The organism is Streptacidiphilus fuscans (assembly GCF_015690355.1).
Classification (GTDB): Bacteria; Actinomycetota; Actinomycetes; order Streptomycetales; family Streptomycetaceae; genus Streptacidiphilus; species Streptacidiphilus fuscans.
In genome coordinates this window covers 26,809-41,330 of sequence record NZ_JADPRT010000004.1, presented here as the reverse complement: position 1 = coordinate 41,330, position 14,522 = coordinate 26,809, and the positions used below count along the sequence as shown (strand labels likewise).

The following is a 14,522-nucleotide window of genomic DNA, read 5'->3' as shown; positions in this document are numbered from 1 at the left end:
CTCGCTCCCGGCCGGGCCGACGGGTGCGTCAGACGGAGGCCCCGTTGGCGACCACCACGGGCTGGGCCCAAGAACCGGCCTTGGTGAGCGCCCAACTGAGGGTCTCGTTGATGTCGGGGCAACAGTTGGGCACGTTGGCCGAGGAGTAGCCGCTGACCACGGCACGGACGCTGCCGTCCGACCGCATGGTGACGCTCTGTACGGTCATCCGCTTGAGCGGGTCGATCAGCGTGGCCGCCACCACCGGCGCGGCGGCTGCGCCCTTGCCGGGCTCCAGCACGTAGAGGCCGTCCGGCGGCGTGCCGGCGGCCGCGTCGCAGCGGGCCGAGGCGACGGTGACCGGGGTGCCGCTGCCGGGCAGGGCCGCGGCGAACTGCTGGTCGATCTTGACCGGCTGGCCCGCGCAGTCGATCGGCAGCTTGGCCTTGGCCGGATTCGGCGCGGAGGCGGCCGGGATCGGGTGCGCGGCCTGGCCTGTCGCGGCACCCGCGCCCGGTCCCGTGCCTGCTGCCGTGCCTGCCCCCGAGCCGGGGAGGTCCCCGGCGACGCGCTGGGCGGCGCCGGCGGGTCCGACCACCAGCACCAGGCCGACCACGGAGGCGACACCGGCGGCGGTGGCGATCCAGTGCAGCGGTTTGCTGCGCGCGTGGGCGGGAAGTCTTGCGGTCAGAACCTTCGCTGTGAGGGCCTCCGCCGGCCCGTTCGTCTCGACGGACTCATCGGACCTCGCCACCACCTGCACCACCAGGGGACACCCCATTTCCCGCAGTCACCGCGCGATTGTGCGCGTCATCGTCCCACAGTCCGGACGCGGGCAGAACAACGGGGAAGCGACGATTCCGTCGCCTCCCCGTGGAGGTTGTGCAGAGGGCTGTGCGGTCAGTCCTGGTCGCGGTCGAAGTCCTCGACGTAGTCCTCGCCGGAGGCATCCGCACGGTTCTCGGCCAGCTTCAGGAAGCGGCCCGGCTTGGCCTTCTCCGGCGCCTCCACCTCGCCGTAGGCGCCCTTGGCCGGGCGACGACGACGCAGCGGCGGCTCGACGCCGTCCGCGAGGCGGCGGGAGGTGAGCAGGAAGCCGGTGTGACCGATCATCCGGTGGTCCGGACGCACGGCCAGGCCCTCGACGTGCCAGTTGCGCACCATCGACTCCCAGGCCTGCGGCTCGGTGAAGGTGCCGTGCTCACGCAGCGCCTCGACCGTGCGGGAGAGCTGGGTGGTGGTCGCGACGTAGCAGCAGATCACACCGCCGGGAACCAGCGCCTTGGACACCACGTCCAGGCACTCCCAGGGCGCGAGCATGTCCAGCACGACCCGGTCGATCTCGGTCTCGACCAGGTTGTCCTGCAGGTCGCCCAGGGTGAGCTTCCACGCCGGGTGCGGACCGCCGAAGTAGCGCTCCACGTTGCTGCGCGCGATGTCGGCGAAGTCCTCGCGGCGCTCGTAGGAGAAGAGCGAACCGCTGTCCCCCACCGCGCGCAGCAGCGACATGCTGAGCGCGCCGGAGCCGACACCGGCCTCCACGACGCGCGCGCCGGGGAAGATGTCGGCCATGGTGACGATCTGCCCCGCGTCCTTCGGGTACACGACGGCGGCGCCGCGCGGCATGGAGAGGACGTAGTCGGGGAGCAGGGGGCGCAGCGCGAGGTACTGGGTGTTCCCGGTGGTGCGCACGACAGTGCCCTCGAGGGCGCCGATCAGCTCGTCGTGGGAGAAGGCACCCTTGTGGGTGTGGAACGCCTTCCCGGCTTCGAGCGTGATGGTGTGGTGGCGGCCCTTGGGGTCGGTGAGCTGGACCTGGTCCCCGACCTGGAAGGGCCCGCGACGGCGGGCGGCGCCGGTCGGTTGAGTCATGGGGGTAAGTCTACGGGCGCGGCAGGGGCCGACCGACCACGTCGCACGGCGGCTGTTCGAGGTCCCGCGGGCCGCTCAGGCGGCGGGCGGAGGCGCGGCGACCAGGATCTCCTCGCCCGACATCGCGCGGGAGAAGGCGCGTTCCACGTCGACGGCCGCGAGGACGCCGACGGGCTCGTCGTCCGGGCCGACGACCAGGTACTCCGCCGAGGGCACGGCGCGCAGCGCGTCCAGCAGTTCCTCGCCCGCGAGCGCGGTCGGGACCCGGCTGCCGGGGGCGAGCGGCACCGAGACCTCGCTGACCTGCATCCACGGACGCCGGTGTTCCGGCACCGCCCGCACCGCGCGCTCGCGGACCAGGGCGATCGGCGTGCCCGCGCTGTCGGTGACGATGATGCCGAGCGCACCGGCCTCGTCCAGGCGGCGCAGCGCCTCCGCGAGCGGGGTGTCCGCGGTGACGCTGACGGCGGGTCGGGTCAGCACGCCCGCGCTCAGCTCCGGCAGCCGTTCGCGCAGCCGTGCGTTGCGCAGGCTGGTGTTCGCCCCGTTCCAGATGATCGCGGCCAGGATCGCGCCCAGCACAGCGTCGGTCAGCAGCTCGCCGGTGCCGATCTGCGCGGCCTGGGCGGCGGACAGGGCGGGCATGCCGACCAGCACCGCCAGCGCCAGGGCGCGTCCGGCCCAGGCCGCCGCGACCGTCCCGGTCATCGGACGGCCGGTGAGCTTCCAGACCACCGCGCGCAGCATCCGGCCGCCGTCGAGCGGCAGCCCGGGGAGCAGGTTGAAGGCCGCGACGACGAAATTGCTGAGCATCAACGCCGTCAGCAGCACGCCGGGCACCGTGGCCGGCGTCACCAACTGCATCGCGCCGAGGAAGACCCCGCCCAGCACCAGGGAGAGCAGCGGTCCGGCGAAGGCCAGCCAGAACTCGCGTCCGGCCGTCTCCGCCTCCTTGGTGATCTCGGAGACGCCGCCGAAGAACTGGAGCTGGATCCGGAGCACCGGCAGCTTGAAGCGCAGGGCCAGCACGGTGTGGGCCAGTTCGTGGATCAGCACCGAGCCGTAGAAGGCGATCGCGAAGAAGAGCGAGACCAGGTAGCGGGCGTTGCCGAGGCCCGGCAGCACGTTGTCGATCTGGCCGCCGAAGAGCCAGGTGATCAGCGCCGCGACCAGGAACCAGCTGGGCGTGACGTAGACCGGCACCCCGAACGGGCGGCCCATGCGCAGCGCGCCGGGCGGACGCTCGGGATCGGGAGCGCCCGCTGTGGTCTCGCCCTTGCCGCTGTCGCCGCTGCTCACGTCCGCCCCTCAGTGCCCGTGTCCGCGGCACACGCTACGCGATCTCCCGCGCTTGCGGCGCGCGGCGGGCCGTCCGGTCCGTCGTGCCCCGCACCGTCCTGCTTACCCACTTACCCACGCGGTGTCGGTGCCAGGCCATAGGGTCGACCCCATGCACGCCGCCGACCCCACCGTCGACACCCCTGTCAGCCCCGCGCCCGACGCCGCTCCGGACCCGACGCCGGACCTCGCGCCGGACGCCGCGCCGGACGTCGCTCTGCCGTCGGTCCCCACCTCGCTCTCACCTTCGCGGGCGGGCGACTTCATGACCTGTCCGCTGCTCTACCGGCTGCGGGTGATCGACAGGGTGCCCGAGCCGCCGAGTCCTGCGGCCACCAGGGGAACGCTGGTGCACGCCGTGCTGGAGCGGCTCTTCGACGCCCCGCTCGGCGAGCGCACGCCCGAGGCGGCGCGGGCGCTGCTGCGGCCCGAGTGGGAGAAGCTGCTGCTGGAGCGCCCGGAGGTGGCCGAGCTCTTCCCCGAGGAGACGGGCACAGAGGAGCTGGCGGGCTGGCTGGCCGACGCCGAGAAGCTGCTCGACGCCTACTTCCGCGTCGAGGACCCGAACCGCCTCCAGCCCGCCGAGCGCGAGCTGCTGGTTACGACCACGCTGGAGTCCGGGCTGCGGCTGCGTGGCTATGTGGACCGGGTCGACGTCGCCCCCACCGGCGAGGTCCGAGTGGTCGACTACAAGACCGGCCGGGCGCCCTCGCGGGACTTCGAGGGCAAGGCCATGTTCCAGATGAAGTTCTACGCGCTGGTGATCTGGCGCGAGCGCGGGGTGATCCCCAAGCGCCTCCAGCTGATGTACCTGGGCGGCGGCGGCCAGGTGGTCACCTACGACCCCGACGAGACCGACCTGCGGGCCGTGGAGCGCAAGCTGCAGGCGCTGTGGCAGGCCGTCCAGCGAGCCCTTGAGAGCGGCGACTGGCCGGCCAGTCCGAACCGGCTCTGCGACTGGTGCGCGCACAAGTCGCTGTGCCCCGCGTGGGGCGGAACTCCCCCTGCGTACCCTTTGAGTGTCCCGTCCTGATCAACGTGATCGACTTGATCACCGAGTGGAGCGTGCTGTGACGATCCGAGTGCTGCTGGTCGACGACCAGCCGCTACTGCGCACCGGTTTCCGGATGATTCTGGAGGCCGAGTCCGACATCGCCGTGGTCGGCGAGGCCGGGGACGGGCAGCAGGCGCTCGACCAGGTCCGGGCGCTGCAGCCTGACGTGGTCCTGATGGACATCCGGATGCCGCGGATGGACGGGGTCGAGGCCACCCGCCGCATCGCCGGCCCCGGCCGCGACGGCCCGGCCAAGGTGCTGGTGCTGACCACCTTCGACCTGGACGAGTACGTGGTGGAGGCGCTGCGCGCCGGAGCCAGCGGCTTCCTGCTCAAGGACGTCCCGGCGGAGGAGCTGGTCCAGGCGATCCGCGTGGTCGCCGAGGGCGCGGCCATGCTGGCCCCCAGCGTCACCCGCCGTCTGCTGGACATGTACGCCGGTCGGCTCCCGTCCGGCGACGAGGCCCCGCCACCGTCCCTGGGCACGCTGACCGACCGCGAGGTGGAGGTGCTGAAGCTGGTCGCCAAGGGCCTCTCCAACGCCGAGGTCGCGGGCGAGCTGTTCGTCAGCGAGACGACCGTGAAGACGCATGTCGGCCATGTGCTGACCAAGCTCGGCCTGCGCGACCGGGTCCAGGCGGCGGTCTTCGCCTACGAGAGCGGTCTGGTGCGCCCCGGCGGCAGCTGAGGCTGCGTCAGCGGCACGCGACAGAGGCCATCAGAGGCGAGCAACGCAAAGGCCCGGCTCCCCCGCGCTGCGGAGGGCCGGGCCTGTTGCTGTCGGCGTCAGTTGCTGGTCTTGCCGATCAGCCACCAGCGCGGGGTGCCCGAGGCGTCCAGGGTCAGCGGGACGCCGGTGATGTCCGCCTGCGAGGCCGCGTACTGGGAGTTGGCCCAGATCGGGATGACCGGGACGTCCTGGGCGATGGTGTTCTGAATCTGCTTGTACGCCTTCTCGGCGGAGGTGCGCGGCGTGATGGCCAGCGCCTGCGAGATCTCCTGGTTGAGCGACGGGTTGTTGTAGTTGTTGTAGAGGGCGTCGCCCTCGGCGATCGGCGAGATGTAGTCGTCGGCGTCCAGGTAGTCGGCCTCCCAGGCGATCATGAAGGCCTGGAAGTTGCCGGGGGTCAGGGCCTGCGACTGCAGCTGGCCGACGCCGCCGGGGTAGTCCTGGAGCGCGACCTGGAAGGCGCCCGAGCTGTTCAGCTGCTGGGCGATCTGCTTGACCTCGGCCTCCTTGGCCGCGTCGCCGCCGCCATAGGAGAGCGTGAACCTGATCGGGAGGGAGACCCCGGCGTCCCGCAGCTGCTGCCTGACCGCGGCGTCCGAGCGGTGCGGCGTGGTCCACATGCTGAAGGACTGCGAGGCGTTGGCGATACCGGCGGGCATCAGCGAGTAGGCCGGCGTCACGGTGTGCTGGTACGACTGGGCTGCAATCGCGTCGCGGTCGATCAACTCGGCCACCGCCTGGCGCACGTGGACGTCGTTGAACGGCGCCTTCTTGGTGTTGAACGACATCATCCGGACCGAGCCGCCGGGGCCCTGCGCGACCTGCAGACCGGTGCCCAACTGCTGGTTGTTCTGCATGGCGATGACGTCGCTGGCGTTGAGGTCCTGGATGACGACGTCGACGTCGTTGGAGTCCAGCGCCTTCTTCGTCCCGTTCTGGTCCGCGTAGTACTTGACGTTGACGTAGGAGTTCTGCGGAGCTCCGGCCGCGCCGTGGTAGTTCGGGTTGAGCGCCAGCTTGAGCTCGACCGGCTGGTTGCCCGAGCCCAGGTTGCCCCACTGGACCGACTGGACCGTGTAGCGGCCGGAGCCCACCACGCCGGTGAAGGTGGTGGGTTCGGCCTGGGTGGCGCTGTAGACCTTGGGGTCGACGATGGACGCCACACCGGAGGCGAGACGGTCCTCGATGGTCGCGTCCGGCTCGTTCAGGTGGAGCACGAGGCGGGTGGGGCTGACCACCTCGACCGACTTGATGGTGCTGAGCAGGCCGGAGACGCCGGTCTTGGACTTGATCGCGATGACGCGGTCCAGGGAGTACTTGACGGCGTTGGCGTCCAGCGGGTCGCCGTTGGAGAACTCCAGGCCCGACTGGAGGTCACAGGTCACCGTCACACCGGAGTTGGTGCAGTCCTTGGCGGCGTCCGGAGTCGGCAGGTTGGAGCCCGGCATGTAGGTGAAGAGCTGCTGGTAGACGTTGTAGTACACGTTCCAGGAGCCCGAGTCGTACGCGTTGGCCGGGTCGAGCGTGGTGAACGGCGTCGCCGAGCCGACGTTGATCGTCACATTGGGAGCACCGTCGACAGGGCCGGTCGACTTTGACGAGCCGCACGCGGTGGTCGTGGCTATGAGGCCGACGCAGCTGAGCGCCGCCAGCCGCTTGAGTGCTGCCATGTGGTCCTTCTTCTCCTCGCCGGCGCTGGGTTTCGGCACCGCGCTGCGGCGCGCTATACCACGCAAGTGTGGTGCGCAGAATCCGCGACAGGGTCGATAGAGCGGTAGCCTGCCATACGATCGCATGATCCCCCAGCCACCCTTTACCCAGGGTTTGATCAAGGCGTTGAATTCGCACCGGAATTGACGTCACATGTGCCGATACGTCCGTTTTGGCGTTAGCAGGTAGTTACTTTTCGACACATTCACAGGCCCCTCACAAGATTACGTAACGGGGCATAACCTGCTAGATCGTCACTTCTCGACCACGAGAGCCCGGAGGAACGCGGTGGTGACACCCTCCAGCGTGGTGCGCACGGTCGTCCGCGGCCCCTCCTCGATCGCCGTGACCGAGGGCACCGCCAGCACATGGCAGCCCGCCGCCTGACCGGCCCGGACCCCCGTCGGGGCGTCCTCGATCACGACGCAGCGCGCCGGGTCCGCGCCGAGGCGGGCTGCGGCCAGCAGGTACGGGTCCGGGTGCGGCTTGGTCCGCTCCACCTCGTCGCCCGCGACCGTGAAGGCGAAGTTGTGCGCGCCGAGGGTGCGCAGCACCTGGTCGATGATCCGGCGGTGCGACGCGGAGACCAGCGCCGTCGGGACGCCGTGCGCGGCCAGATCCGCGAGCAGCGCCTTGGCGCCCGGCCGGACCGGGACGCCCTGGCCGATCAGCTCGACGAACCGCTCGTTGATCAGGTCGCCCAGCCGCTCCGGGGTCAGCGCGGCGCCGGAGACCGCCAGCAGGTGGTCGACCACCCGCGACATCGGGCCGCCGACCACGATCTCGCGCTCCTCGGGCCCGATCGGGTGACCGAGGTCGGCCAGCAGTGTGCTCTCCGCCTCCCACCAGAAGTCCTCGGTGTCGACCAGCGTGCCGTCCATGTCGAGCAGGACGGCCTGCAGGGTGCGGGAGGCGACTGTGGTCACGGGCGGTTCCGGCTTTCTTGCGGCCCGGGTTCCCGGGCGAGACGGCTCGGGCCGACCACCACAGGGGTGACCGGCCCGGCTCCCTCGGCCGGAGGCCGAGGCAGGGTCCTACATGGTAATCCCGTCGAGCTCAACGCGCGTTGACGAACACCTCAACGCGCGTTGAAGTACTTCGCCTCCGGGTGGTGGATCACGATGGCGTCGGTGGACTGCTCCGGGTGCAGCTGGAACTCCTCGGAGAGCTCGACGCCGATCCGCTCCGGGCGGAGCAGCGCGGCGATCTTGGCGCGGTCCTCCAGGTCGGGGCAGGCGCCGTAGCCGAGGGAGAAGCGCGCGCCCCGGTACTTCAGGGCGAACATGTCCTTCATGTCCTTCGGGTCCTCGGACGAGAAGCCCAGCTCGGCACGGACGCGGGCGTGCCAGTACTCGGCCAGGGCCTCGGCCAGCTGGACGGAGAGGCCGTGCAGCTCCATGTAGTCGCGGTAGGAGTTCTCGGCGAAGAGCTTGTTGGCCGCCTCGGAGATCCTGCTGCCCATCGTGACGACCTGGAAGGCGACGACGTCCTTCTCGCCGGAGTCCTCCGGGCGGAAGAAGTCCGCCAGGCAGAGCCGACGCCCGCGGCGCTGGCGCGGGAAGGCGAACGCGGTGCGCTCGTTGCCGTCCTCGCCGAGCACCACCAGGGAGTTCTCCCGGGAGACCGCCGGGTAGTAGCCGTAGACCACGGCGGCCTCCAGCAGGCCCTCGGTCTGCAGCCGGTCCAGCCACCCGCGCAGCCGCGGCCGACCCTCGGTCTCCACCAGCTCCTCGTAGGAAGGGCCCCCCCGTCGCCCCCCACCACCCATGCTCGTGGCGCTGCGCGCCGCACCTCCCTCTGCGCGCCCGGCCTTCAGGCCCCACTGGCCCTTGAACAGGGCGTCCTCGTCCAGCCAGGAGACGTAGTCGGCCAGCGCGATGCCCTTGACGATCCGGTCGCCCCAGAACGGCGGGGACGGCACCGGGTTGTCGGCGGCCACGTCCGAGCGCGTCGTGGTCTCCTCCGGCTCGTCGACCTCGACCTTGGCGTGACGGCGCTGCCGCAGCTCCGGCAGGGCCGCGCCGGGGACGCCGCGCTTGACCGCGACCAGCGCGTCCATCAGCCGCAGGCCCTCGAACGCGTCGCGGGCGTAGCGGACCTCGCCGGCGTAGATCTCGTACAGGTCCTGCTCGACGTAGGCGCGGGTCAGCGCCGCGCCGCCGAGGATCACCGGGAAGTCGGCGGCCAGGCCGCGCTGGTTGAGCTCCTCCAGGTTCTCCTTCATGATCACCGTGGACTTGACCAGCAGGCCGGACATGCCGATCACGTCCGCCTTGTGCTCCTGCGCGGCCTCGACGATCGCGGACACCGGCTGCTTGATGCCGATGTTGACCACGTTGTAGCCGTTGTTGGACAAGATGATGTCGACCAGGTTCTTGCCGATGTCGTGGACGTCGCCCTTCACGGTGGCCAGCACGATGGTGCCCTTGCCCTCCGAGTCGGACTTCTCCATGTGCGGCTCCAGATGGGCCACCGCCGCCTTCATCACCTCGGCGGACTGGAGCACGAACGGCAGCTGCATCTGCCCGGAGCCGAACAGCTCGCCGACCGTCTTCATGCCCTCCAGCAGCACCTCGTTGACGATCTCCAGCGCGGGCCGGACAGTCAGCGCCTCGTCGAGGTCCGCCTCCAGACCGCCCCGCTCACCGTCCACGATCCGCGCCTGCAACCGCTCCTCCAGCGGCAGCGCGGCCAGCTCCTCCGCCTTCCCCGCGCGCACGGAGGCGGCACTGACCCCCTCGAACAGCTCCAGGAACCGGCTCAGCGGGTCGTAGGCGGGCTCCTCGCCCTGCGCGGGCCGGCGGCGGTCGTAGACCAGGTCGAGCGCGACCTCGCGCTGCTCGTCCGGGATCCGGCTCATCGGCACGATCTTTGCCGCGTGCACGATCGCCGAGTCCAGACCGGCCTCGACGCACTCGTTGAGGAAGACCGAGTTCAGCACCATCCGGGCGGCCGGGTTGAGGCCGAAGGAGATGTTGGACAGGCCCAGCGTGGTCTGCACCGCCGGGTGACGGCGCTTCAACTCCCGGATGGCCTCGATGGTCTCCATACCGTCGCGGCGCGACTCCTCCTGCCCGGTGGCCAGGGTGAACGCGAGACAGTCGACCAGGATGTCGTGCTCGGCGATCCCGAACCGGGTGCCCAGGTCCTCGATCAGGCGCTCGGCGATGGCGACCTTCGTCTCGGCCGTGCGGGCCTGGCCCGCCTCGTCGATGGTCAGCGCGATCAGCGCCGCGCCGTGCTCGGCCGCCAGCGCAGCGATCCGGCCGTAGCGGGAGTCGTCCGCGTCGCCGTCCTCGAAGTTGACCGAGTTGAGCACCGCGCGACCGCCCAGCAGCTCCAGACCGGCCCGCAGCACCTGCGGCTCGGTGGAGTCCAGCACGATCGGCAGCGTGGAGGCGGTGGCCAGCCGACCGGCCAGCTCCTTCATGTCGGCGACGCCGTCGCGGCCGACGTAGTCCACGCAGAGGTCCAGCAGGTGGGCACCCTCGCGGATCTGCTCGCGGGCGATGTCGACACAGGCCTGCCAGTCCCCCGCGACCATCGCCTCGCGGAACTTCTTCGACCCGTTGGCGTTGGTCCGCTCACCGATCGCCAGATAGGAGGTGTCCTGCCGGAACGGCACCGACTGGTACAGCGAGGACGCGGCCGCCTCCGGCTGCGGGGTGCGCGCGGCGACCGGCCGCCCCTGGACCCGCTCCACGACCTGGCGCAGGTGCTCCGGCGTGGTGCCGCAGCAGCCGCCGACCAGGGAGAGCCCGTACTCGCGGGTGAACACGTCGTGCGCGTCGGCCAGCTCCTCCGGGGAGAGCGGGTACTGCGCACCGTCCTTCCCCAGCACCGGCAGGCCGGCGTTCGGCATGCAGGACAGCCCGACCTTGGCGTGCCGGGCCAGGTAGCGCAGGTGCTCGCTCATCTCGGCCGGGCCGGTCGCGCAGTTCATGCCGATGAAGTCGACGCCCAGCGGCTCAAGCGCGGTCAGCGCCGCACCGATCTCCGTCCCGACCAGCATGGTGCCGGTCGTCTCGACCGTCACGTGGACCAGCACCGGCAGCGTCACCCCGGCCTCGGCCAGCGCCGCCTTCGACCCGAGGACCGCGGCCTTGGCCTGCAACGGGTCCTGACTGGTCTCGATCAGCAGCGCGTCCGCACCGCCCGCGACCAGACCGGCGGCGTTCTGCCGGAAGCCCTCGCGCAGCGCCTCGAAGGCGACGTGACCCAGGGTCGGCAGCTTGGTACCGGGACCGATCGAGCCCAGCACCCAGCGCTGGCGGCCGTCCTTCGCCGCGAACTCGTCCGCGACCTCACGCGCGATCCGCGCGCCGGACTCGGCCAGCTCGAAGATCCGGTCGGCGATGTCGTACTCGGCCATCGCGGAGAGGTTGGTACCGAAGGTGTTGGTCTCCACGCAGTCCACGCCGACGGCGAAGTAGGCCTCGTGCACCGAGCGGACGACGTCCGGGCGGGACACGTTCAGCACCTCGTTGCAGCCGTCATGCCCCTGGAAGTCCTCCAGGGTGGGGTTCTGCGCCTGGAGCATGGTCCCCATGGCCCCGTCGGCCACCACGACCCTGGTGGCGAGCGCCTCGCGCAGCGCGTCGGCGCGCTCTTGGGCGGCAGGAGGGACGAAAACGGCCATGGTGAGCTCCCTGTGTGCGACGGCTGTCGACTTTGCGCCCACACGGACGCGGGCGCACGCGCCCAGCCTATTGCAGGGACACATCGTGAGCTCGGGGATTCCGCCAGCTGGGACGCGGGCGACCGACGCGGCGCTGGTCAGCGGTGTCCGGAAAGCGACGGGACACCGGCCGGAGCAAGCACATCGGGTAAAAGGAATGGTTGCCCGTACGCTGGGCACTTACAGTCCGTGGGACGAGCTGCATCGAGCTTGTACCAGGCAAGTGGAGGGAGGCCCCGGGGTGATCGAGCTTGAGGACATGCCCGAGCTCATCGACCCGGTCATGGTGGCCGCGTTCGAGGGCTGGAACGACGCGGGGGACGCCGCCTCCACCGCCGTCGCGCATCTGGACGACATCTGGGGTGGGAAGGTCTTCGCGGAGCTGGACGCGGAGGACTACTACGACTTCCAGGTGAACCGTCCCACCATCTGGATGGACGGCGGAATCCGCCGGATCACCTGGCCCACGACCCGGCTCTCGGTGGTCCGGGTGACCGAGCCCAAGACCCGCGACCTGGTGATCGTCCGCGGCATCGAGCCGAGCATGCGCTGGCGCAGCTTCTGCCAGGAGCTGCTGGGCGTCGCCCACGAGCTGGGCGTGGAGATGGTCGTCATCCTCGGCGCGCTCCTCGGCGACACCCCGCACACCCGGCCGGTGCCGGTCAGCGGCGTCACCTCCGACCCGGACGTGGCCTCCTCGCTGGAGCTGGAGGAGAGCCGCTACGAGGGTCCGACGGGCATCGTCGGCGTCCTCCAGGAGGCGTGCGCGCACGCGGGCCTCCCGGTGGCGACGTTCTGGGCGGCGGTCCCGCACTATGTGGCTCAGCCGCCGAACCCGAAGGCGACGCTGGCCCTGCTGAACAAGCTGGAGGACCTGCTGGACATCCGGGTCCCGCTCGGCGAACTCCCGGACGACGCACGGGCGTGGCAGCTGGGCGTCGACCAGCTGGCCGCGGAGGACAGCGAGGTCGCGGAGTACGTCCAGCAGCTGGAGGAGGCCAGGGACACGGTCGACCTCCCCGAGGCCTCGGGCGACGCGATCGCCCGCGAGTTCGAACGCTACCTCCGCCGCCGCGACAACCAGCCGCCGAAGGCGGGCGAGTAGAACTTTTTGCAGACGGGGCGGTTGCACTACCTAGGGGCGCGGGGAACTGCGCGAGCAACCACCGGCATGCGGATGGCCCTGCGCGTTCGGGTTTCTACCTCGCAGGGTGGCTTGTCGCGCAGTTCCCCGCGCCCCTGGATAGTGCAACCACCTGCGGGAGCCAACGCCTCGCCCTGTCGCCGCCGAGGAAAGTGCAACTTCCCCTCGCCGCCGAACAAGGCGTCGCCCGTCGTGGTGACATCAGCCAACGCTGGGTTGACGCCTGGTTGCCGCCGCGCGGACAGCGCGCGGCGCGGTGTGGAGAGCGACCGTCCGGTAAATATTGGCTCAACAATCCCTCTGCCTGCGGGTGCACCGGGCAGGCGATCTGACCGATTTTCACACTTTCGACCGGGCCTGTGAGGGCAGCACCGCGCAATCCCCACAACTACCTGCCGTGACACTCTCCTCAGCAGGCACGTTGTGGGCTTACCGTATGCGTCATGACCTCCCGCTCCTACGACGGAGTCGGTTACTACGCTCCGTCCTTCTCCTCGGACACCCCGATCTACGACAGCCTCGTTGCTGAGCGGGGCGTCCCCCAGATCGCGCCGATCAACGTGCCTGCGGCGCTGCCGCCGGCGAGCTACGACAGCTTCGGCTCGTCGTCCTACGGGTCCTCGTTCGGGCAGGGCAGCAACCTGCCTGCCCTCGCCTCGCCGCGCCTCGCTCTGGGGCCGGGGCCGAGCAGTCCCTCCTATGCACCGCCCACTCCTACGCCCGCGCACTACCCGGCCCCGCAGCCGTACATCCCGCAGCAGCCGCAGTACGCGGGTGGGCAGACGTACGGCGGGAACCAGCCGCAGTACGGCGGGCAGCAGATGCCGCACATGACGCCGACGCACGGCACTCCCGTCGCGCCGGTGACGCCGCTGCGTTCCGCGTACCCGCAGGCCCAGCCCCAGCCGGGTCAGCCGCAGTACGCGCAGCCGCAGGCCAACGGCGGTTACGGCTACCCGCAGCAGCAGAGCGCCGCCGGTTACGGCTACCCGCCGCAACGCGGCCGCTGAGCCCAGCGCGGCATCACCGCGCAGCACAGCACCACCGCACCGCACAGCACCACCACAAGGCGAAGGACGGGAGCGACACTCGGGGTCCGGGCGACCGGAACCCCGGGTGGACGTCAGAAGCTGGCACCATTGGGGGCATGGCCCAGCTCACCGCCTTGCGAATACATCCGGTCAAGTCGTTCCACGCCGTTTCGGTCGACGCGTGCCAGGTCGAGCCCTGGGGGCTGGCCGGCGACCGTCGTTGGATGCTGGTCGCCGAGGACGGCGAGACGCTGACGCAGCGCCAGGATCCGCGGCTGGCACGCTTTCACGCGTCCGTCGCCGAGGACGGCACGCTGACCGTGGAGCACCCGGACGCCGACGCGCCGCTGCGCGTTGCCGCGCCCACGCCCGGCTCCGCGGCCGACCCCAAGGCCGACTCCACGCTGACGCACGTCTCGATCTTCGGCAACGGCTTCAGCACGCCGGTCGTCGACTCCGCCGAGGTCGCCGCCTTCTTCCGCAAGCTGCTCGACCGCGAGCTGCGGCTCGCCCGCCTCGACCTGCCGGAGCGCCGCCCGCGCCCGGCGACCACGAGCTTCGCGGACCAGTACCCGCTGCTGCTGACCACCACCGGCTCGCTCGGCGCCCTCGACGAGCTGATCGCGCAGGACCATCCCGACGCGGCGGGGACCACACCCGTCCCGATGGAGCGGTTCCGCCCCAACCTGGTGCTGGACGGCTGCGCGCCCTGGGCGGAGACCGGATGGCGCCGGATCCGCATCGGCGAGGTCGAGTTCGAGGTCGTCCAGCAGTGCGGACGGTGTGTGATGACCACCGTCGACCAGGAGGCCGGGGTCTTCACCGGCCAGCAGCCGCTGCGCACGCTGCGCAAGCGCCGCCGCTTCGGTAAGGAAGCCGCCTTCGGCGTCCACATGGTGCCACTCGCGCCCTACGGCACGCTGCGACTCGGTGACGAACTCACCGTGCTCGACGCCGGGCCGCTGCCGCAGCCCGACTGACCGCGC

General features: G+C 70.9%; 11 protein-coding genes. 5 read left to right on the top strand and 6 right to left on the bottom strand.

All coding sequences use genetic code 11. The features are described from left to right. Positions 1-28: 28 nt before the first annotated feature. The 3 genes from I2501_RS10755 to I2501_RS10745 all read right to left on the bottom strand — a co-directional run bounded on the left by I2501_RS10755 (position 29) and on the right by I2501_RS10745 (position 3,150). Positions 29-733 carry a hypothetical protein gene (locus I2501_RS10755; protein ID WP_196193697.1) on the bottom strand — a complete coding sequence of 235 codons (705 nt, stop codon included), beginning with the start codon at positions 731-733 and terminating at the stop codon, positions 29-31. Positions 734-879: 146 nt separating this feature from the next. Next, a complete protein-coding gene (locus I2501_RS10750; protein WP_196193696.1) occupies positions 880-1,851 on the bottom strand; it encodes a tRNA (adenine-N1)-methyltransferase in 972 nt (323 codons plus the stop codon). 75 nt (positions 1,852-1,926) lie between these two features. Continuing rightward, complete coding sequence (locus I2501_RS10745; protein ID WP_328806311.1) at positions 1,927-3,150, bottom strand: site-2 protease family protein; 1,224 nt, start codon at positions 3,148-3,150, stop codon at positions 1,927-1,929. 151 nt (positions 3,151-3,301) lie between these two features. Between I2501_RS10745 and I2501_RS10740 the strand changes: the two genes are divergently transcribed. Both I2501_RS10740 and I2501_RS10735 read left to right on the top strand, forming a co-directional pair. After that, positions 3,302-4,222 carry a RecB family exonuclease gene (locus I2501_RS10740; protein ID WP_196193695.1) on the top strand — a complete coding sequence of 307 codons (921 nt, stop codon included), beginning with the start codon at positions 3,302-3,304 and terminating at the stop codon, positions 4,220-4,222. 37 nt (positions 4,223-4,259) lie between these two features. Then, positions 4,260-4,931, top strand: a complete 672-nt coding sequence (locus I2501_RS10735; protein ID WP_196193694.1) for a response regulator — start codon at positions 4,260-4,262, stop codon at positions 4,929-4,931. A gap of 98 nt (positions 4,932-5,029) precedes the next feature. On the opposite strand, the gene I2501_RS10730 is transcribed toward I2501_RS10735, so the two are convergent. From I2501_RS10730 to metH, 3 genes are all read right to left on the bottom strand, one after another. After that, positions 5,030-6,643, bottom strand: coding sequence for an ABC transporter substrate-binding protein (locus I2501_RS10730; protein WP_196193693.1), 1,614 nt, complete (start codon positions 6,641-6,643; stop codon positions 5,030-5,032). 294 nt (positions 6,644-6,937) lie between these two features. Continuing rightward, entirely contained in the window at positions 6,938-7,609 is a 672-nt protein-coding gene (locus tag I2501_RS10725; protein ID WP_328806310.1) for an HAD family hydrolase, read from the bottom strand. Positions 7,610-7,761: 152 nt separating this feature from the next. After that, the gene (metH, locus tag I2501_RS10720; RefSeq protein WP_196193692.1) at positions 7,762-11,322 is read right to left on the bottom strand and encodes a methionine synthase; all 3,561 of its coding nucleotides are present in this window, start codon (positions 11,320-11,322) and stop codon (positions 7,762-7,764) included. A 280-nt stretch (positions 11,323-11,602) separates the two neighbouring features. On the opposite strand from metH, the gene I2501_RS10715 reads away from it, so the two are divergent. The 3 genes from I2501_RS10715 to I2501_RS10705 all read left to right on the top strand — a co-directional run bounded on the left by I2501_RS10715 (position 11,603) and on the right by I2501_RS10705 (position 14,516). Then, on the top strand, positions 11,603-12,466 hold the full coding sequence (locus tag I2501_RS10715; RefSeq protein ID WP_196193691.1) for a PAC2 family protein: 864 nt from the start codon (positions 11,603-11,605) through the stop codon (positions 12,464-12,466). Positions 12,467-12,948: 482 nt separating this feature from the next. Beyond that, the gene (locus I2501_RS39190) at positions 12,949-13,515 is read left to right on the top strand and encodes a DUF6643 family protein (protein ID WP_236046145.1); all 567 of its coding nucleotides are present in this window, start codon (positions 12,949-12,951) and stop codon (positions 13,513-13,515) included. 137 nt (positions 13,516-13,652) lie between these two features. Further along, on the top strand, positions 13,653-14,516 hold the full coding sequence (locus I2501_RS10705) for an MOSC domain-containing protein (RefSeq protein ID WP_196193690.1): 864 nt from the start codon (positions 13,653-13,655) through the stop codon (positions 14,514-14,516). The last annotated feature ends 6 nt before the right edge of the window (positions 14,517-14,522 follow it).